At 44.9% G+C, this 21,359-nt stretch carries 12 protein-coding genes and 4 pseudogenes; 7 read left to right on the forward strand and 9 right to left on the reverse strand.

What is annotated here, in order from left to right; all coding sequences use genetic code 11:
* The 4 genes and pseudogenes from O9334_RS23210 to O9334_RS17555 all read left to right on the forward strand — a co-directional run.
* Positions 1-146, forward strand: a pseudogene (locus O9334_RS23210) (RRXRR domain-containing protein); the annotation flags it as partial.
* A gap of 59 nt (positions 147-205) precedes the next feature.
* A complete protein-coding gene (gene cphA / locus O9334_RS17545; protein WP_045358270.1) occupies positions 206-2,839 on the forward strand; it encodes a cyanophycin synthetase in 2,634 nt (877 codons plus the stop codon).
* 31 nt (positions 2,840-2,870) lie between these two features.
* Positions 2,871-5,522: a DNA methyltransferase gene (locus tag O9334_RS17550; RefSeq protein ID WP_045358271.1), complete on the forward strand. Its 2,652-nt coding sequence runs from the start codon at positions 2,871-2,873 to the stop codon at positions 5,520-5,522.
* Positions 5,523-5,755: 233 nt separating this feature from the next.
* On the forward strand, positions 5,756-6,178 hold the full coding sequence (locus O9334_RS17555; RefSeq protein WP_052426691.1) for a hypothetical protein: 423 nt from the start codon (positions 5,756-5,758) through the stop codon (positions 6,176-6,178).
* 12 nt (positions 6,179-6,190) lie between these two features.
* Here the strand turns inward: O9334_RS17555 and kdpC are convergent, their stop codons facing one another.
* The 6 genes from kdpC to kdpA all read right to left on the reverse strand — a co-directional run bounded on the left by kdpC (position 6,191) and on the right by kdpA (position 13,284).
* Complete coding sequence (gene kdpC / locus O9334_RS17560) at positions 6,191-6,847, reverse strand: K(+)-transporting ATPase subunit C (protein ID WP_045358272.1); 657 nt, start codon at positions 6,845-6,847, stop codon at positions 6,191-6,193.
* A 137-nt stretch (positions 6,848-6,984) separates the two neighbouring features.
* Positions 6,985-7,191 (reverse strand): potassium-transporting ATPase subunit F, encoded by a 207-nt coding sequence (locus tag O9334_RS17565; protein WP_072024794.1) that lies wholly within the window; start codon positions 7,189-7,191, stop codon positions 6,985-6,987.
* A 137-nt stretch (positions 7,192-7,328) separates the two neighbouring features.
* On the reverse strand, positions 7,329-8,267 hold the full coding sequence (locus O9334_RS17570) for a DNA cytosine methyltransferase (RefSeq protein ID WP_045358275.1): 939 nt from the start codon (positions 8,265-8,267) through the stop codon (positions 7,329-7,331).
* A complete protein-coding gene (locus O9334_RS17575) occupies positions 8,264-9,364 on the reverse strand; it encodes a HindVP family restriction endonuclease (RefSeq protein ID WP_045358276.1) in 1,101 nt (366 codons plus the stop codon). The genes O9334_RS17570 and O9334_RS17575 overlap by 4 nt, the downstream gene beginning before the upstream one ends.
* Complete coding sequence (gene kdpB, locus O9334_RS17580; RefSeq protein ID WP_288001495.1) at positions 9,364-11,523, reverse strand: potassium-transporting ATPase subunit KdpB; 2,160 nt, start codon at positions 11,521-11,523, stop codon at positions 9,364-9,366. Before kdpB ends, O9334_RS17575 begins: the two co-directional genes overlap by 1 nt.
* A gap of 15 nt (positions 11,524-11,538) precedes the next feature.
* A complete protein-coding gene (gene kdpA / locus O9334_RS17585; RefSeq protein ID WP_045358279.1) occupies positions 11,539-13,284 on the reverse strand; it encodes a potassium-transporting ATPase subunit KdpA in 1,746 nt (581 codons plus the stop codon).
* A gap of 638 nt (positions 13,285-13,922) precedes the next feature.
* Between kdpA and O9334_RS17590 the strand changes: the two are divergent.
* Positions 13,923-14,842 (forward strand): annotated as a pseudogene (locus O9334_RS17590) (Rpn family recombination-promoting nuclease/putative transposase).
* 520 nt (positions 14,843-15,362) lie between these two features.
* A pseudogene (locus O9334_RS17595) lies at positions 15,363-15,665 on the forward strand (IS1 family transposase); the annotation flags it as partial.
* A gap of 84 nt (positions 15,666-15,749) precedes the next feature.
* On the opposite strand, the gene O9334_RS17600 reads toward O9334_RS17595, so the two are convergent.
* Positions 15,750-16,481 carry a M15 family metallopeptidase gene (locus tag O9334_RS17600; RefSeq protein WP_288001500.1) on the reverse strand — a complete coding sequence of 244 codons (732 nt, stop codon included), beginning with the start codon at positions 16,479-16,481 and terminating at the stop codon, positions 15,750-15,752.
* Between the two features lie 31 nt (positions 16,482-16,512).
* On the reverse strand, positions 16,513-17,904 hold the full coding sequence (locus O9334_RS17605) for an NAD-dependent malic enzyme (RefSeq protein ID WP_288001502.1): 1,392 nt from the start codon (positions 17,902-17,904) through the stop codon (positions 16,513-16,515).
* Between the two features lie 184 nt (positions 17,905-18,088).
* Between O9334_RS17605 and pip the strand changes: the two genes are divergently transcribed.
* Positions 18,089-19,039, forward strand: a complete 951-nt coding sequence (pip, locus tag O9334_RS17610; protein WP_045358283.1) for a prolyl aminopeptidase — start codon at positions 18,089-18,091, stop codon at positions 19,037-19,039.
* A 5-nt stretch (positions 19,040-19,044) separates the two neighbouring features.
* Here the strand turns inward: pip and O9334_RS17620 are convergent.
* A pseudogene (locus O9334_RS17620) lies at positions 19,045-21,209 on the reverse strand (O-linked N-acetylglucosamine transferase, SPINDLY family protein).
* Positions 21,210-21,359 lie beyond the last annotated feature (150 nt).

Raw genomic sequence — 21,359 nt, forward strand, 5'->3', positions numbered from 1 at the left:
CTTCTCCTAAAGGAATTGGTTATGTTAGTGGAGATACCGAAAAACAGCTATCTGTAAGCGATGCCAATTGGAAACGATTGGGACAGATAACTGTTAGCAAGATTCAGTTAATTCGTCGTTCTAACGGTTTAATTGTTTCTCACTAACTCATATAAAGCCGCCCTCCGCTATCGCTAAAGGGCGGGGTTTCAGACCCAGTTTTTCAATGAAAATTCTCAGAACCCAAACCCTGCGCGGTCCCAACTACTGGAGTATTCGTCGCGACAAGCTCATTGTTATGCGTCTGGATCTCGAAGATCTCGCAGAGAAGCCATCGAATGAAATCCCCGGCTTTTACGAGGGATTAATCGACGTTCTGCCCAGTTTAGTCGAACATTACTGCTCCCCCGGTTATCGCGGCGGTTTCTTTGAACGAGTCCGCACTGGTACTTATATGGGCCATATTATCGAACATATCGCCCTGGAATTGCAGGAATTGGCGGGAACTCCCGTCGGGTTTGGTCGCACTAGAGCCACCTCCACCCCAGGAGTCTATAACGTCGTGTTTGAATACGTTGAGGAGCAAGCGGGACGTTATGCGGGTCGGGCTGCCGTGCGGTTGTGTCAATCGATTGTCGATACGGGAACCTATCCTCAGGAAGAATTGGCCCAAGATTTAGCAGATTTACGCGATTTATGCAATAATGCCTCCCTCGGTCCGAGTACCGAAACTATCGTCAAAGAAGCACAAGCTAGAAATATCCCCTGGTTACTCCTGAGCGCTCGTGCCATGGTGCAATTGGGCTATGGCGTTCACCAAAAGCGCATTCAAGCCACTTTAAGCAGTTTTTCGGGGATTTTAGCCGTTGAGTTGGCCTGTGACAAGGAAGGCACAAAAACTATCCTCAAGGATGGTGGGATTCCAGTCCCCCGGGGTACGGTGATTCAATACTTGGATGAGTTGTCAGCGGCAATCGAGGAAGTGGGAGGGTTTCCCATCGTGATTAAACCCCTCGATGGCAACCACGGCCGGGGTATCAGCATCGACATCAAAAATCAACAGGAAGCAGAGGAAGCCTATGATCTGGCCAGTGCCGCCTCGAAAACCCGCAGCGTGATCGTAGAAAGGTATTATAAAGGCAGTGATCACCGAATTTTAGTCATAAACGGCAAAGTCGCCGCCGTGGCCGAACGGATTCCCGCTCACGTCGTCGGTGATGGGCGCTCAACTGTAGAAGAATTAATCGAAATTACTAATCAAGATCCCAACCGGGGCGAGGGTCACGCCAACGTTTTAACTAAAATAACTATTGACAAAACCGCCCTTAATGTGCTAGGAAAACAGGGCTATGAATTAACCAGCATTTTACCCCAAGGTGCGATCGCCTATCTGCGGGCTACCGCTAATTTAAGCACCGGCGGCATCGCTGTGGATCGTACCGACGAAATTCACCCCGAAAACGTCTGGATCGCCCAAAGAGTGGCAAAATTAATCGGTTTGGACATTGCCGGTATCGATGTGGTGACAGATGATATCCGCAAACCCCTGAAAGAAGTGGACGGGGTGATCGTAGAAGTCAACGCCGCCCCCGGTTTTCGGATGCACGTCGCCCCTAGTCGCGGTTTACCCCGCAATATCGCCGCCCCAGTTATCGATATGTTATTCCCCCCCGGGACTCCCAGTCGCGTGCCAATTCTGGCAATTACGGGAACTAACGGCAAAACCACCACTAGCCGCTTAATTTCTCATATTTGCCGACAAACGGGGAAAGTAGTCGGATTTACCACGACGGACGGCGTATATATCGATGATTATCTCGTAGAAAAGGGCGATAACACCGGTCCCTACAGTGCCAGTATGATTTTGAAAGATCCCACAGTGGAGATTGCCGTGTTAGAAACGGCCCGGGGTGGTATCCTGCGATCGGGTTTAGCCTTTAATCAGTGCGATGTGGGAGTGGTGTTAAATGTGGCCGCCGACCATTTGGGTATCGGCGATATCGACACCATCGAACAAATGGCGAAGGTAAAAAGCGTTGTGGCCGAGGTGGTTAGCGCCGAGGGTTACGCGGTTTTAAATGCCGATGACCCCTTGACCGCTAGTATGGCCGAAAAAGTCAAGGGAAGAGTCGCTTATTTTTCCATGAGTCCCGATAACCCGATTATTCACGACCATATCCGTCGCGGTGGCATGGCCGCCATCTATGAGAATGGCTATCTGTCGATTCTAGAGGGAGAATGGACGCTGAGAATCGAGGAAGCGGTCAATATTCCCGTGACTATGCAGGGAATGGCTCCTTTTATGATTGCTAACGCCTTGGCCGCCTGTTTAGCGACTTTTGTGCAGGGTATCGATATCGAGTTAATTCGCCAAGGGGTGCGGACTTTTAAACCTTCCGTGGCCCAAACCCCCGGCAGGATGAACCTGTTTGACTTGGGACACCATCACGCTTTAATCGATTATGCCCATAATCCCGCCGGATACGAAGCCGTCGGCGGTTTTGTCGGCAATTGGTCCGGGGAAAAAGTCGGCGTGGTCGGCGGACCTGGCGATCGACGCGATGATGATTTAATTTTATTAGGGAAATTATCGGCCCAAATGTTCGATCGGATTATTGTTAAGGAAGATAACGATACTCGCGGTCGCCGCCGGGGGGAAGTGGCCGATTTAATTCTCAGGGGAATTAGCCAAGAAAATGCCAGTTTGCGGCCGGAAGTTATTCTCGATGAAACGGAAGCTTTAGAGAAGGCTTTAAGTACGGTTTCTGAGGGTGGTTTAGTGGTAATTTTCCCGGAAAGTGTCACCCAGGCGATCGATTTGATCGAGAAACATCGACCCCTGACCGATAACCAGGGTTAGAAGTTGGGAAAAATAGCTAGAAAATAAAGTAGTGCCAATTGTTACTGAGTACGATGGTTTAATCAAAATCAGCCGAAATCCCTATTATGAGACTCGGCTTGGTTCCGCTTATTTGGGTAATAGCCTGACACTGATGGGGGAGTTGCCGGATGAGAGTGTCGATTTGATTTGTACTTCCCCACCTTTTGCCTTAGTAAGAAAAAAAGAGTATGGCAATGTGGACGCTGATGATTACGTTGAATGGTTTAAAATATTTGCTGGTGAATTTTATCGTATTCTCAAGCCCAAAGGCTCCCTAGTTATAGATATTGGTGGTAGTTGGCTTAAAGGTTTTCCCGTGCGTTCTCTGTATCATTTCGAGTTAGTTATAGAACTTTGTAAACCGAGATTAGAAGGTGGACTAGGTTTTTTTCTCGCCCAAGAACTTTTTTGGTATAATCCAGCCAAACTTCCTACCCCCGCAGAATGGGTGACAGTCAGGAGGGAACGCGTCAAGGATGCTGTCAATACCGTTTGGTGGTTATCGAAGGAGCCGCACCCGAAAGCAAATAACAAGAGAGTTTTACGCCCTTATAGCGAGGCAATGAAAAACCTGATTAAAAATGGCTATGAGGCAAAACTGCGCCCGTCAGGACATGATATTTCCACTAAATTTCAGAATGACCGAGGAGGAGCTATTCCCCCAAATATTATTACTGATTCTATTCAGGAAAGAGGCGCGTCTATAGGTAGTCCAGTACTGGGAGAGTTCAACTGGATTTTAGAGAATGATTTAGGGCAGCCAGTAAATGTTATATCCGCTTCTAACACGGCATCTAATGATTACTATCAAAGAAGATGTAAGGAAGAAGGGGTGAAACCCCATCCTGCTAGATTTCCGCAAGCTTTACCCGAATTTGTTATTAGTCTCTGTACTGAGCCTGGTGATTTAGTTCTCGATCCTTTTGCCGGTTCAAACATGACAGGACGAGTAGCTGAAACCCTTGAGCGTCGTTGGTTAGCGTTTGAATTAAATGAAGATTATATGATAGCTTCGCAGTTTCGATTTGAACAAGATGCTCCTTTGGTCGTAGCTCCTATAAAGGATAGAAAAACTCTTAAAGCACGAGCCTTAGAACTGGCTAAGGATTATCCTGACAAAAGCTTGACAATGGATACTCAAAAACCTTTTGTTCAGTTAGATTTGTTTCCTGCCAGCGATAATAGTATGACAGACAAAAAAATTATCAGATTTACCTACGGCGACCAGTTTTCTCCTAAGCAATTTCAAGCATCTGAATTAGTACAACTTTGTTCTGATTGTCTTCCCGATCGTCGAGTGCTTCAGGATGAGATTGCTAAACGTTATTATGCTGACCATTCCAGCCAAAACGATCTACAGAAAGGAGAGAATCGTGGCAAACTTGCCATGAATACATTTCTTTCCCTTCGTGCTTATAAGTTGGTTGAATCAATTGATGGTGATGATTGGCAGTATCGACTCACGGATATCGCTAATGAAATATTAGACAATCAACAAGATAGTGAGACAGTTTTCACAATTTTTGCTCGCCATATTCTTGTTAACCTAACTGGAATGTCCCTAATAAAAGCCATAGAAGCGATTAATAGTAGGGGAGATAAACCCCAGCTAGAAATCATCGCTTACGAACTTCAAGAAATGGGGTATTCACTCTCGACCAATTGTACTTATGTTAGTACCATGAGACAATGGTTACAAGAAGCTAAAGTCCTGGAGAAAAGTTATGAGATTAACTGGGATCGAGTCTATGATCTATTGGAACTCGATCAAGACTATATTGACGAGCTTTATACTCTTAGTTCCGAACAAAAATATTTTTTACTGGCTATGCTTCAGATGGCGATTACTGAGCTAACCGAGTGGAATAAAATTACCAGATACGCCACCAGTGTTTATAAAATACGATTCCCCTCGAAATCTTTTGTTCAGGATATTATTCAACCTTTAGTAAAAGTCGGCTTAATTGCAACTGAGAAAACGACCAGCGGACGAGGAGCGAAACCTAATCTTGTCAAGCTTACCGAGAAATCACAGCTAGAACTGTTATCTAGATTATTACAATCTATATCCGATATTACAGAAATCTCCCAAACCGAGCTAAATCGAAGTTTTGAAGATGTTGTTAATGACCTAGATAATCCCGATAAACATATTAAAGGTAAAGCTCTTGAACTGCTGGCGATTTGGATGATTCGTCTAACCAGTCTTAGATTCACAAAATGGCGGAAAAGAGACTATGAAACTGGACAGGGTGAAGTAGATGTTCTGGCAGCATCAGACCGCTTTGTTTATCATCGTTGGCAAATTCAGTGTAAAAATACAAAGCGAGTAGATGTAGAAGTATTAGCCAAAGAAGTTGGTATGACCTTCGTAACAGGGTCTGACGTAGTTATGATTGTGACTACTGGTGAATTTACTAGAGACGCTTTTCAGTATGCTTATCGAATGATGGAAGTATCGAGATACTATATGGTGTTGATACAAAAAGAAGACATTGATGCAATTAAACAAGATAGAACCAATATTATCAAAATTCTTGATCGTCGTGCAAGGCGCGTGTTCGCCAAGAAAGAGTTGGGCTTAACTGATAATACAATTGACGAGATAGAAAGTGAAGATAATTCACTGGCAGAGTTATTGGAATTCTCCGGGGAGGAATAAAATTTCAGAAAATATCAAGGAGATTGCGTTAGGCAATCCCTTGTTTTTAGAGAAACAATCAAGATGTTAATATTGCCGTAACGCATCAAAAACTTTTCTTTTCTAGAATTGCTAATCGTAACCGGCGAGCAAGGGAAAATAAACTGGTAGAATCTGAATAGAAGTGGTTACTTTGGCGATCGCTAATACCGCGTCGAAATTTTCCTCGTGGGTAATCAAGCGATCAAAAGTAGATGAATTCGTGGGGAGATTCTTGGATGTTAGCCGCCGATACTCAAGCAATTCTTTTGCTTTGTGCCAATTTTGGACAAAATCGCCCTACAGAACCCTCGCCCTTCACCTTGAGCGAGTATAATAGTATTGCTAGTTGGCTACGGCAACAGCAATTAACTCCCGCAGACCTGCTTGATCGCAGTTTACAGGAAAAATTACCAGATATCACGATCGCGCGCACTGGATTCTGGGCGTCTTTTTTCCCTACTCAATCGGGTTTTTTGCTAGGATTAACCCTAGAAAAATGGCTAAACCAAGGACTATGGATTATCGGACGGGGAGAGGATATTTATCCCCAAAGTCTCAAACAGAAACTTAAACATCTTGCCCCCCCATTATCTGTGGCATTGGCGATCGCTATTTCCTTTCTTTGGCAGGATTAGCGATAATTGGTTTTAGAGATAGCGATCATCGATGCTTGCGATCGCGTCTAGAGCCAGATTCAGTTTCAGCACGTTAACCCCCGGTTCGCCGAAGATGCCGAGAAAGCGAGCGTCGGTGTTTTTGGTAACGAGGATCTCCACTTGATTGGGCGGTAATCCGCGCGAGCGCGCCACCCGATCGATCTGCGCTCTAGCTGCCTCCGGGGTGATATGGGGATCGAGACCGGAACCGGAGGTGTACACCAGATCTGCGGTGGGTTTAATTGCCGCTTTCTCTAATCGGGGAATCTCCCCCTCGAGTGCTTTTTGCGGATCGGGATCGGGTTTTCCTTTAATCCGTTCGATCAATGCGGGGTTACTAGGAGCTAGGTTACTCGCCCCCGAAATCCCGGTTTGCAGGATCTTGTTAGGATCGTTTTTCGGATCGGCCGTACTGTAGGCGGTGGTACTCAGGCGACTATTGAAATAGCGATCGCTGGTGAAAGGTTGCCCAATTAGAGCCGAACCCACCACTTGACCTTGATTATTGGTGATCAAACTCCCGTTCGCTTGCCAGGGAAAAAGAATTTGACCGACGGCGATCATCGCAAAAGGATAGATCAGCGCAGTGATCACCCAGAGAACTAGGGTAGAACGGATGGCTCTACCGGCCTCGCGTGCAAAACTCATAATTAGACCTCTTATAAAAATCAAAAATTGTCGTGGTTAGTGAGGAGTCAGGAGACAGGAGACGGGAGACGGGAGAATTAAGAATAAACAACAATCAATTTTTTGAACTCTCAAAAATTAATTATGCCAGAAGTCTATTAAAACCTCTCCGGTACAAAGATGACCAAGAACAGATAGATAAATAACGCAAAGGCGACTAATCCTAAAAGGGTTAATGCGGAGGCTTGCCCCCTATTTATAGCACTTCCCGTAGAAGCTTGAACGATGGAGGAGAAAAGAATTGTCAGACATAAATTTAAGAAAATATACCAGAAAAATCGGTGTTTTCTAAGGGATGCTTTCATAAGAATTAGAGTTTTTTTGAGATTTGTTTTTGCCAGTAAATCAAGAAAATAGCTGTAGTTGTCAAAAATTATCAGACACCCCCCTTATCAAGGGGGGATTAAGGGGGGATCAAAGACAAAATCTATTTTCAATTTAATTATAACCACTTACTTAGCTGTAGTTGTCGATAGGTTATCTTGTTTCCCTTTTTCAATTCATAGTTAAGAATACATTGGCCTACATATCTAGCCAAATTAATAGGAACAGCATTGCCAATCATTTGTTCTAGATTAGATTTTGTTCCAGCAAAAATAAAGTCTTTAGGAAAAGTTTGAATATAGCTTCGCTCGATTGTTGTTAGCGGTCTTAATTTTTCCTTAAGATGACAAGCATCACCGGGATGTTGTCGATAGGTTTTGGGAACTGGTCGATTTACTCCTCGAATAGTAGGGCTAGGTTCATAAATACTGAATATCGCCCTTCTTTGATAGCTTCTAGGATGTCTATAATAGTATTCTATATCTAATTCTTTGCCCATATAGTCAAATACAGTCAGAGGTTGACTTGATAGATTTTCATTGATCTCATCGATTAAAAAATCATCTTCTTCGTTCATTTTACCGATCAGAAAATATCTTTTTCTAGTTTGAGGAACTCCGCAGTAACAAGAATTAATAACTTTTCCAGTTAAACCATAACCATGGCTTTTAAAAATTTGTTTTGCTTGAGTGAGTATTTTACTTTTCTCAATTCTATCCACATTTTCCATAACAAACCATTGGGGACTTACTCTAGTTACAATTTCAGCGAATGTGAGCGTTAGATTCGCTCGTCCTAAACCCTCGTCTCTCTTACCCGCACTGGAAAAGTCTTGACAAGGAGGGCTGCCGACAATAATCTCAGGATTATATTGAGCCAATATTTCTTGATTAGATTCTCTAGATAAATCGACATTAAATATCGGATGACTAAAGTTATTTCTATAGACATCTATAGCAGGTATCCAATTATCAAATGCGGCCACAATAGTAAACCCCGCTTTCTGGAAACCTAAAGATAAACCACCACAACCAGCGAATAAATCGATTGTGATCATTTTGCTCCCTCCTCTAAATTAAACAAATCGGGTGAATTATAAATAATAGCATCAAATCGCCTTTCAGGACTCAATAAATTTTGTCCACCTCCTAAAATAATTTCTCTGATTTCTGACTTGTTAATTCTGGGTCGATGCAAAATTTCTGAACGCATATACCGGTTGGTAATTTTGCCGCTTAATGCAAACGCTTTATCGTTTTTTGTATTGTAAGAAAGTTGATCGATTATTTTTCTATGATTGATGCGCTCCTGTTTGCTGAAATCGTCAAGCATTTTGAACAGCCATATCGCAGAACGTATTTGTCTGGAAATAGTTTTTTCTATTCTCGCTTCAAATTTAGTCAGATCTACGAATAGCCGAGTGAAAGCTAGATCGCTCCAAACGAACACATCTAAACATTGCTCTGCCAATTTTGAAGATTTGCCTTCCGTTTTCCAGATAGGCTGTATTAAAAATGGTTGTTGATAGGGCAATAAATCAAGCGATAGTCGGTCAATAACGCCAACTATTGATAGTAAATAAGGCATTACCTCTCTCGGTTCTGTCCAGTCTTGAATAGAATCGAAATCACTACCGATAATCTCCTGTAATTTTTGTGTATTTTGCCTAATGTGATTAATTATACTACAGGCGAGATACACAATGGTATCTGGTCTAACCACTATTTCACATCCATAACGAATATCTTCTAAGTCACAAGTTGTATTGTCTGGTAAAGCGGTTAATTTAATTTCCAGACCTCGAAGACAATTACCGTTATCGATTCTCTGGGTTACTAGATCGACTCTAGGCAAACTACCGATTACAAATTGATTATACGGCGTAAATTGACTCTCGAAAGCATAAAATAAATTATCGGAATCGGGAGCTAGACCGTATAACTCTTGTGTACTTAACTCCGCCGGTTGAATTTTTAAATTTTCATCGAGTTTCAGATATACATTTTTCAGTCCTTTCCCATCTAAGTAAGCGCACAAAGAAGCTGGAAATGAGGAATTAAATTGATTTTTACCCCATGTTTCTTTTTGGGTAAAATCCCGATTCGAGTGCTTCAATCCGAATAAACTAGGCTTAAATATTGCCGATTTTGCCATTACCTCAACCCGATCGCTGAAATTATCTCATCAATAATCTTAATAGCAATAAACGGCGCAATCATGCCTCCCACGCCGTAGATGAGGATATTGCGCCGCAATAGTTGGTCAGCAGTGAGCGGGCGAAATTGAACGCCTTTAAGTGCTAGGGGAATCAAAACGGGGATAATTAGGGCATTGTAGATCAGGGCCGAGACGATCGCCGATTGAGCGCTTTTCAAACCCATAATGTTTAAAGGACCGATCCCGGCAGCGGCGAAAATCGTCGGGATAATGGCGAAATACTTAGCGATATCGTTAGCTACCGAAAACGTGGTCAGGGCGCCGCGGGTAATGAGTAACTGTTTGCCGATGGTCACTAAATCGATCAGCTTGGTCGGGTCGGAATCGAGATCCACCATATTGGCCGCCTCCTTCGCCGCTTGGGTTCCGGAGTTCATCGCCACACCGACATTAGCCTGGGCCAGTGCCGGTGCGTCGTTAGTGCCGTCCCCCGTCATGGCAACTAACTTGCCCTGGGATTGCTCGCGACGGATCACCTCGATCTTATCTTCCGGGGTGGCCTCGGCGATAAAATCATCCACCCCCGCCTCCGCCGCAATCACCGAGGCCGTGATCTGGTTGTCGCCGGTGAGCATGATCGTTCTGACACCCATGCGCCGTAATTGGTCAAAACGCTCTTTTAATCCCGGCTTGACGATGTCTTTGAGATAAATAACCCCGTAGATATCGTTACCCCGACAGACGGCCAGGGGAGTCCCCCCCAAACGGGAAACCCTTTCCCGTGCCTGATCGAGGCTGGCGGGAACAGAACCACCGCGGGAACGGACGAAACCTTTAATCGCTTCTACGGCCCCCTTGCGGTATTCCTCGCCGTCCCTATCGGTGCCGCTCATGCGGGTACGAGCCGAGAATGGGACTCCCTCGCCGGGTTGACCATCGATATCGAGGTTTGCGCCCAAATTCCGGGCTAAAGCAACGATCGAGCGTCCTTCCGGGGTTTCGTCGAAAAGGCTGGCCGCTAGACAGACCCGGGCTAATTCCTCGAGGTTATGACCGTTGGCCGGGATAAATTCGTCAGCCAGCCGGTTGCCGAGGGTGATCGTTCCCGTTTTGTCGAGAAGGAGGGTATTTACGTCGCCGCAGGCTTCCACCGCACGCCCGGAGGTAGCGATGACGTTAAACTGAGCCACGCGATCCATGCCGGCGATGCCGATGGCGCTCAATAAACCGCCGATCGTCGTGGGAATGAGGGCGACGAGAAGGGAGATCAAGATGGCGATACTGGAACCGGCCCGAAAGGTATCCGCAACCGCCGGCCCGAGGCTCGTGTCTAGAAAACTGGCGATATAGTTCCCGATCGACGGAATCGTGGCCACGACAATTAAAAAGACTTGGGTTAACACGGCCAGAAGTACCGTCAGCGCGATCTCGTTGGGGGTTTTCGTGCGCTCGGCCCCTTCCACAAGGGAGATCATGCGATCGATAAAACCCTGACCAGGATCTTGAGCGATCCGCACCGTCAACTCGTCCGAGAGAAGCCTAGTGCCGCCGGTGACGGAACTGGCGATGTCGGTGCCGGGTTGTTTGAGGACCGGGGCCGATTCTCCGGTGATCGCCGATTCATCCACCGAACCGATTCCCTCGATCACTTCCCCGTCGGCGGGAATCACGTCCCCGGCCACCAGTTTCACCCGATCGCCCCGACCCAAGGACGTGGAACTGACCGACTCGATCGAGCCGTCGGCCAGGATTTTCCGGGCCATCGTGTCGCTGCGGGTCGATCGCAGGGCATCGGCCTGGGCTTTTCCCCGTCCCTCGGCGATTGCCTCGGCGAAGTTGGCGAACAGCACCGTGAAGAAGAGGATCAGGGTGATGATGCCGTTAAGTAGCCGTTGTTGTCCCCTCTCCCCGGCGATCGTGCCGAATAGATGCGGGTCGATCGTGACCAGGTCCGTGACGATCGTTCCCAACCAGACCACGAATAGGACAGGGTTACGCACGGCGATGCGCGGGTCGAGTTTAAGGAAGGACTGCCGGATCGCACGTTGATAGAGACCTGTCCGGTTTACCTTGGGGGTATGGCGGCGGTCGTCCCGGCGACCTCTCGGCACTCGCAACGGGCGGGGGGACTTAGAATTTCCTTTGTTCGTTCTCATAAATTATCTAAACTCCTAGCCGATCATCCGGGGGATTTGAAAGGCTTCCGCGATCGGCCCGAGGGCTAATATCGGCAAGAAAGTGAGCGCACCGAGAATTAAAATCACCCCCGCCGTCACGCCGGTAAAGAGTCCGGTATCGGTGCGGAGGGTTCCGGTGGTGGCGGGAACCGGTTGTTTGCGGGACATCCCATCGGCTAAGAAGAGCAGGGCAGCGATCGGGATATACCGTCCGGCGAGTAAACTGAAGCAGGCGCTTAGATTCCACCAGAGAGCGGTCATCGTCGGTTTCGCCCCAGATGCGATCGCAAGCGGTGCGGGTTGGGAGTCCCCCAGTCCCTCGAATCCCGACCCGTTATTGGCGGCGGCGGAAGCGTACTCGTAGATAACTTGAGATAATCCGTGAAAGCCGGGGTTACTGATGCCCCGAAAGTCGGGAAAGGCAAGGGCGATCGCTCCGGGGATGAGGATGGCGATCGGGTGAACCAGCAGAATTAAAAAACTCGCTAACACCACTTCCCGCTTCTCGATTTTGCGCCCGAACAATTCGGGGGTTCTTCCCACCATTAGCCCGGTGACGAATACCGCCAGGATCAGATAGGCGAACAGGTAGGCGGTGCCGGTTCCCTGGCCGCCGAAGACGATTTGCAGGAACAGATTCGAGAGGGTGGCGAAGCCGCCGTTCGGCATCAAGGAATCGTGCATGGCGATCACCGCACCGCACATGGTGGCCGTGGTAGTTACCGCGTACAGGGCCGATTGCGCCCAACCGAAGCGTACTTCTTTCCCCTCGAAGTTAACCGCTCGATCGACCCCTAGTAGGGAGTTAACCGCCTGGTTGCCGTTATATTCTCCGATCGCTGTGATGATCGTAAAGCCGATGAAGATACCGAGGGGAATTAGATAGATTAACCGAGCTTGCTTGAGATTATCGGCGAAAACCCCGTAGGTATAGATCAGGGAGGTGGGAATCGAGAGAATCGCCACCAACTGCACCAGATTGACGAATCCGTTCGGGTTTTCCAAGGGGTGGGCCGAGTTGCTGGCAAAAAAGCCGCCGCCGTTTTCTCCCAATTCCTTAATAATCTCGAAGTGGGCTACTGGACCGCGGGCGATCGCCTGACTGAGGTTGGGGTTTTCTAGCGTCGGCAAGATCGCTGGGCCTGCGAGGGTTTCCGGGACTCCGGCGATGATCAGGGCAATTGCCCCCACGATCGAGATCGGTAAGAGGATACGGGTGATCGCTCGGATCAGATCCACGTAGAAATTGCCCAACGGTCGCCCCGTCAGTCCCCGAATCAAGGCGATCCCCACCGCTAGACCGGTTCCGGCCGAAGTGAACATCTGGTAGCCAAGACCCCAGATCTGACTCGCGTAGCTGAGGGTGGTTTCTCCTGAATAATGCTGTTGGTCGCTGTTGGTGATAAAGGAAATCGTCGTATGTAGCGTGGTGTCCCAAGAAGGGGCGGGGAGCCCCGTCGGGTTGAGGGGAAGGACTCCTTGGCCCGCAATCAGGGAAAAAACCAGAATTGCTATTACCGCGTTACTGTAGAGAACGGCGCGGAGGTACTGCCAGCCGGTCATATTCTCTTTCCCTTTCACCCCGACGAAGCTGTAAAGAAGACTCTCGACTCGATCGCACAGTGGATCGAGTGGGGTTCTCTGTTCCATGAAAACCCTCGCCATATAGCGCCCGAAAAAGGGAGTGATTGCCACGATTATCAGGATCGTGAGTGCGATTTGAATCCATCCTTGCAACATGGTTCGATCAACTCCAAAAAAAGGCAAGTGGCGGCTCGATCGACGGATTCGACAAGCTCACCGTCCACGAGCGACCTGGAAAATGACGGGTTCGCTGTCTCGAACCAGCTTGAGAAAACCGAGTTTGTCTCATCGTTAGCGATCGTTAACAAATGGATGTCGAGGGATTACTATCACCTCTGCTGGAATGATTGTAGCGATTTTTCGCGCCTTGACAATCTATATTTTTTCCGTTCGTTATCCTGTCAGCTTTTACGCACTTATGCAGAAATACTGATAATCAGCAATTATCAGTGAGTCTTAGGATTTTAGGTCACCAGTGGCTGAACAAACAGGAATAATTATGCAAACGCCATCGCAATTTATGCCTTTATTTAGAAAACGGGTTTCTTTAAGAAACCCGTTTTCTGGACTTGTGGCGATCGCATCTTCGCCATGACAAGGAGTAAGATTGCTTCGGAGGGTTTTTAGTTGAAACAGAAAGGTTAACGCCGAAAGCGTCCCCCTCTTTTCGTAGTTCCCCTCTCCTCGTATTTTAGGGGGGTAAGGTCATAACAATCCGTTGCCAAAACAGACTTTTCAGAATATAATATAGAAGAGTAGTCATTCATCGCTCAGATTAGTTAAGATGATATTACATGACTAATAATGTTGACCATGATCGCTTATTTAAGGAGTTAATATCCACCTTTTTTGTCGAATTTATTGAGTTGTTTTTTCCTGAAGTAATGAATTATTTAGACCCAGACTCAATTACTTTTTTAGACAAAGAAGTATTTACCGATGTCACGGAAGGAGAAAAGCATGAAAGCGACTTAGTAGCACAAGTTAGGTTTCGCGGAAAAGAATCTTTCTTTCTGATTCATGTCGAGGCGCAGGAAAGTTCTCGAAAATGGTTTAATCGGCGAATGTTTACTTATTTTGCTCGCTTTCATGAGAAATTTGTCTTACCGATTTATCCCATTGTAATTTTTTCTTACTCCAGCCAAAAAAAGAAGCAATTAGTCAGTATGTGGTCGATTTTACTGATTTTAAGGTGTTAGAATTTAACTATCAAGTAGTGCAGTTAAATCGATTAAATTGGCGAGATTTTCTCAATCAGCCGAATCCGGTTGCTTCGGCTTTGATGGCGAAGATGAACATTGCAGACAAAGAGCGAGCAAAAGTTAAGGCGGAATGTCTGCGCTTGTTAATTACTTTAAAGTTAAATCCTGCGAAAATGCAATTAATTTCTGGATTTATTGATACTTATCTCAATCTAAATCCGGTCGAAGAGATACAATTTCAAGAAGAGATTAGCACATTTAGTCAACCCGTACAGGAGGGAGTTATGCAAATTACCACCAGTTGGATGCGTCAAGGTATCGAACAAGGTATCGAACGCGAAAAGACATTGATTCTTCGTCAAATTAAACGCAAGTTAGGGGAGATTAATCCTTCATTGGAAACTAAAATTATGCAGTTAAGTATTGATGATGTCGAAGTATTAGGAGAAGCTTTATTCGACTTCTCTACGGTTGAAGATTTAATCAATTGGTTAAATACTTTAACAGATTAGCTCTTCGGTTAGCGATCGCCTCCCTCGCAGCGGTTGGGATTACCCGATTTTTGCCTAAATTCAACTAACAACTAACCCGCTCCACTTTTGTCCACTTTTATTGATTTAATGTCCACTTTTACTGTAAGTCTTGTCAAGAAATGTTACGATTTAAATTTTATGCTTGACTTCATTGAGGGAGTAATACGGCCATCCGTTGAGTATAGGCTACATATCAAGAGAGGCACTCATGTAAGAGGCACTCATGCAAAACGGAGAATAAATAATCAGTCTTTGATAACCGGATTTAGTGTAACTATACCCTCGGCTGGTGACGAACCGAGTTAGGGGGTATGGCGATCGCTCAACGACTCAAACTCTGATTAGCCGTCTAGGTTATACTTCTTGTGTCTAGGTGCAAACCCCTTTGATTGATTTTTGAGAACCTCAGAAATGAAGATGACTACTCTTAACGAATACTCTCTTATTGTGGGAAATGCCCCTAATTTAGTCATTACCGAAGCAACTGCACCGACATCAGGTATTAGGAGACCATAGTGCAGAAACATTTCGTCCTTTATGGGAGTTAGTTAAAACCAGGGGATGTTATTTTTATGTAACAGATGGCTGGTCGGTTTATCCCTGCTTTATTGCTGATGAAGACCATATTATTAGCAAGACATATATGACAAGAGTGGAGGGGTAAAATACTAGATTGAGACAGTACCTAGCTCGACTTCACCGTAAAACTCTCTGCTATTCTAAGTCTATTGAAATGTTAGGGTATTCAATAGGTTTATTAATCCATTATCTTAAGTTTTGGGAAGTTCCTATTCCTGCCTGATTCATACCTTGATTCAGCAACGCCAAAAATGGTATAAGAAGATTTGGTCATGACTTCCAAGATAGAATCGGAGTAGAGGATATCTTATTTTTGTTTTCCCAATTGTTGGGCTTTATAAAAAGTTTCTAAACTGTGACTATCCCCGACAAAACGCCAGTGCCAGGGTTCATAATTAATACCCTGGGGATTATTTTCGGGGAAAGATAACTCAAAACTATACTGGGCAGCGTTATTTTGCAACCAACGAAAAGCGGCAGTATTGGCAAAACTGCTACTTAAATTCGTTGCGGGAGCGTGACCATCGCCAATATCGATCGCATAACCGGTATGATGTTCGCTGTAACCCGGAGGTGCGCTCACTTCTGCTCGTTTGCGGGTTTGCTGATTGCGTTGTTTTTTAACTTCAAAAAAGAGCTTGTCTTGGGTTGCTTTCGATCGAAATGCGGAAATCGGCATTAAAATCACCCCCGACCTTCTCGCGTCACTCTGCATCTGGATAAAAGCTTTGGCTGCTGCCTTCCTTAAACGCATAGCACCATCCGTAGTAATAGGGGCTAATTCCTTCTCCGGGGCCTCTTCATAGAGTAAATGACCTAGAACGTTCACAATGGGGCTAGGAGTGGGTTTAATGGGGGGGGAGGGGTTAACCGGTTTTTCTACGGTAGCAGGGGGACGATTCAAGACTGCTAGGGCAATTAGGCCGGTTCCCACCAGAGCAAGTAAACCGCTTGCGATCGCTATTAGACCATTAGGATTAGTAGTTTTTCTGTACTGGTTGTCCCGCAAAGCTTCGGGAATATCATCGATCGGTTTCACGGTTTACTTACCCTCCTGCAAGATAATTACATTATTCCCCGGCCACTCCATCTTGACGAGCAGCGTGTTGAACGGCGGCGGCCACAGCCGTAACTACACGACTATCAAAAACCGAGGGAATAATATTCTCTCGATTGAGATTAGCAGGAGTGATCAAAGAAGCGATCGCTTTGGCCGCTTCCAGATACATATTATCGGTGATTGCCCTAGCGCGACAGTCCAAGGCCCCGCGAAATAATCCGGGGAAAGCGAGAACATTATTAATCTGATTGGGATAATCGCTGCGTCCGGTAGCCACCACGGCCACCAAATCATTGATTAATTCCGGTTGAATTTCGGGAATGGGATTAGCCATGGCAAAGACGATCGCATTTTTAGCCATTCCCTTGACCATTTCGGGAGTCAATACTCCCGGTGCGCTCACCCCCAAGAAGACATCAGCGCCTTTCAGCGCATCCCCTAGCTTACCACTGGCGGCCACGGCCCAAGCTTGTTTTTCTGGGGTTAAATCGTCCCGTTTTTGGGAGAGGATGCCATGGGAATCACAGAGGATTATATTTGTAGCTCCTGCGGTTTTAAAGAGAGTAGCGATGGCGATACCCGCCGCACCCGCACCATTAATGACGATTTTGACTGTATCAAGCGATTTTTTGACCAATTTGAGGGCATTAATCAGGGCAGCCAGGGAAACGATCGCTGTACCGTGTTGATCATCGTGGAAAACGGGAATATTTAATTCCGCTCGCAGACGTTTCTCGATTTCAAAACAGCGTGGAGCGCCGATATCCTCTAGGTTAATACCCCCAAAAACCGGAGCGATTCTTTTGACGGTTGCGATGATTTCTTCGGGGTCTTGGGTGGCTAAACAGATGGGAAAAGCGTCAATTCCGGCGAATTCCTTGAATAACATTGCCTTCCCTTCCATTACTGGTAGGGCAGCCTCTGGCCCGAGATTTCCTAATCCTAATACCGCGCTACCATCGGTAACTACAGCGACGGTGTTGCCCTTGATGGTCAATGAGTACACTTGTTCGGGGTCGTGGGCGATAGCGGTGCAGATGCGACCAACTCCGGGGGTGTAGGCCATGGCCAGGTCATCTTGGGAGGTGAGGGGAATACGACTCTCAATGGAGATTTTACCCCGACGATGGAGATCAAAGGTGCGATCGGAAACTTTCAGGAGTTTAACATCCGGTAGAGCTTTAACCGCGGCGATAATCTGTTCCGCTTGGTCGGTACTAGCGGCATCAACCATCACCTCGCGGGTGCTAATCTTTAAATTGCGTTCGATCAGAGAAATTTGCCCTAAATTCCCCCCCACGTCGGCGATCGCATTGAGGACAGAAGCGAAGGTTCCCGCTTGATTGGGGATTTCTATCTTGAGACTTAAACTATAGCTAGGATTGGGCGTTAAATGAACCATGCTGAAGGCTTCCAATACTGATAAATATTGATTATCTTCTATCTGTGAGAGACTTTGGTATCTAATCGTGCAGTTTCTTTAGCTATTATGATATCTGTGGTCATAATACCAGTGGAGCGGGGTGTGGGGTGTGGGGAGATGGCAAATTAGGTTAGACTTCATCTTAATGAGAAAGACTGTAAATATGACTAGAGAATTATATCCAGCGATTGCTCCCTATTATACTGGTTACTTAAAAGTATCGGCTCTCCACACAATTTATTATGAAGAAGTGGGCAATCCCCAGGGTAAACCGGTAGTATTTCTCCATGGCGGGCCTGGGGGTGGTATTGAAAGGACTTATCGTCAGTATTTCGATCCGCAGAAATGGAGAATTGTCCTTTTTGATCAACGGAGTTGCGGTAAAAGTACCCCTCACGCTGAGTTAAGAGAAAATAACACTTGGCTATTAGTGGCAGATATCGAAAAACTACGAGAATTATTAAAAATTGAGCGCTGGGTAGTTTTTGGTGGTAGTTGGGGAAGTACCCTATCTTTAGCCTACAGTCAAACCCATCCCGAACGATGTTTAGGCTTAATTTTGCGCGGGATTTTTCTACTGCGAGAAAAAGAATTAAAATGGTTTTATCAAGAGGGAACCAGTTATATTTTTCCCGATATTTGGCAGAATTATTTAGCACCTATTCCCCCGGAAGAAAGGGGAGATTTGCTGGCCGCTTATTATCGGCGCCTGACTAGCGATAACCCCCAAATCCGTCTAGAAGCTGCCAAAGCTTGGTCAATTTGGGAGGGAAGTACCAGCAAATTAATTCCCGCGGACAATTTAATCGAGAGATTCGGTCAGGATAATTTTGCCGAAGCTTTTGCGCGCATTGAATGCCATTATTTTGTCAATAAGGGTTTTTTAGAGACGGATAACCAACTCATCGAAAATGTTGATAAAATTCGCCATATTCCCGCGGTTATCGTGCAAGGACGTTATGACATTGTTTGTCCGATGATTTCTGCTTGGGAATTACATCAAGCTTGGCCGGAAGCGGAATTTATCATTGTTCCCGATGCGGGACATTCGATGACAGAAGTGGGAATTCGTAGTGCTTTAATTGAGGCTACCGATAAATTTGTTAACTTATAAATCACCTAATCATCGTGATGATTTTGCCAAATTTGTTCATAGGCTTTTTCCATATCTATCGTAAATTTTTTGGCATTCCAGAGGGGAGATGTATGACGTGATTGACGTAATTGATAACGGACTTCTTCCCTCAAATTTTTATCTAATCCTAACTTAATTCCCCACTGCACATATTCTTCATCACTCCAAGCTATACCCTGACTAATGCCGGCATTTTTCATAAAAGTATAGCTATTGCGGGCCGCGAATTGTTCACCAACCCTAGTGACTAAAGGAATCCCCATCCAGAGGGTTTCTAGGGTTGTGGTAGCACCATTATAGGGATAGGTATCGAGAACTATATCAGCAATTCCTAGATTAGCGCGATGGGTTTCCTCATGCAAATCATTGGGCAAAAATCTTAATCTATCTTGACTAATTCCCAATTCGTCGGCACTTTTGAGAAATAATTCTCGAATGGTTTCTTTGTCGGCAAAACCTTTGATTAAAAGATAGCCATTAGGAACCTGTTGGAGAATCTGCAATGCCGATAAATCATGTTTAAGGTGCGTTTTAATCCCGATTGCACGGTCAGATAAATAATAGCATCATCGGGAATATTTAAATCAGTTCTTCTCCTGGTGGGAACACCCACTTCAAAACCATCCACGGATAAATAAGAGTTAGGAAGTCGGATGATTTTTTCTGAATAAATTTCTTGAGCATTTTCGGGTAAAACGTAGTTATCGGCGATAAAATAATCAATAGCAGGGATTCCCGACGCATCTAATCCTAACCAAGTTACCTGTATCGGTGCGGGTTTTAAAGCCATTACTAGATAAGTTGTATTATTGGTTAAGCTATCAATATCCACTAAAATATCTAAGTTATCTTGACGAATTTGGGCAGTTATTTGTTCAATTTTTGCTGGCAAGTTATAGCTATAATCTGAGTTATTTTTAAACCATTTTTCAGTAATTTCGTCTGCTGCTTGGTTGACAAAATAGGTGTAAATTTCAAATTTATCTCGATTATGATAGTGAAATAACCAGCGACTTAACCAACCCACAGAATGGCGACGGAGAGTATAGGCAATATAACCAATTTTTATTTTTCTTGCTGGAGATTTTAGAGAAGAAACAGGAGCAATATAGTTATAGCGGGTTCTTACATCTGCTTGAAAAATTTCTGCTAGTTTACTTTGTAAATAGCGATTAATTTTCGGATTATCTTGATAGTAGGGAAGGCAGCTAGTAACTCCTAAAATAGAGTCGATAATAAAGGGACGTGCATTAAATTGTTCGGCATTAATTTGTCCCTCGATTAGTTGTGTTAATTCATCGATAAATTTAGGTAAATTTCCCCAGTCTCCCTTAGCTTGTAAAATACCAATCACTAGAGAAATTCCGAACAGTTTTTCAGTAGTTGTCTGGCAATTTTTATAAAAATTATCGGCAGTTTCTAGAGCTTTTTTATAGTCAACAGTGGTGGTTTTATAAAGATTAAACAAACTATTTTGTAAGTATAAATCCTCTGGGAGAAAGCGCAAACAAAGTTCTACTAAATTAATGGCAAATACACTTTGCTTTCGTTGATAAGCATAATTGACAATTGCTGATATAACTTTGGCTGCAATTATTTCTGGATTATTGATATGTAAGGCTGCTAATTCTAAAAAGTGGATGGTATCAGTACAGGGGTAGATTAAAACTTTTTCTGTCACTCCCAGCAGTAAATCAAGATTAATTGCTGCTGTAGCTGTATTCTCTAACAGTTCAAATACACACCAATCATGGCACTTTTCCATCGCAAAAATTTGGAATTGTATTTCTAATTCCATCAGATGCAGGAGATTATTTAAAAAACTAGGATTAAGATTTTGTAGCTGCAATCGAATTAGATAACTTGTCTCTAGTCTTTGGGAATTTTCTTGTCTGGTTGCCTCTGCATCTAAGATTTGAGTTAAAGTTTCTATCCACCCCGATAATTCTGATTCGGCTGCTTGACTCAACACCAGTAACCAAGTAGCTTGTGCGTCTTCTTCTCTATCTTGTAAAAGATAGGCTAATCCTAGATAAAAATAATCCTCAATTACAGGAGAATTGTTTTCAATTAATTGTTCATAAAACTGCAATACCAGTTGATAATTATTGTTTTTTAAATGGGTTTGTATGTCTTGATGCCATTGCATAGTTTTTATCCAGAAACGTTGAATCCTGTAATAAAACTTTACATTGACAAGCATAATACCCCTATAACATCAAATTTTAAATTGAATAGACAATCCTCCGGAACCAGTGTACATAGCTAATATGTTGACACATGAAACTCTGTAAATAGC

Source organism: Microcystis sp. LE19-8.1F, from assembly GCF_027531715.1.
GTDB classification, from domain to species: domain Bacteria; phylum Cyanobacteriota; class Cyanobacteriia; order Cyanobacteriales; family Microcystaceae; genus Microcystis; species Microcystis wesenbergii_A.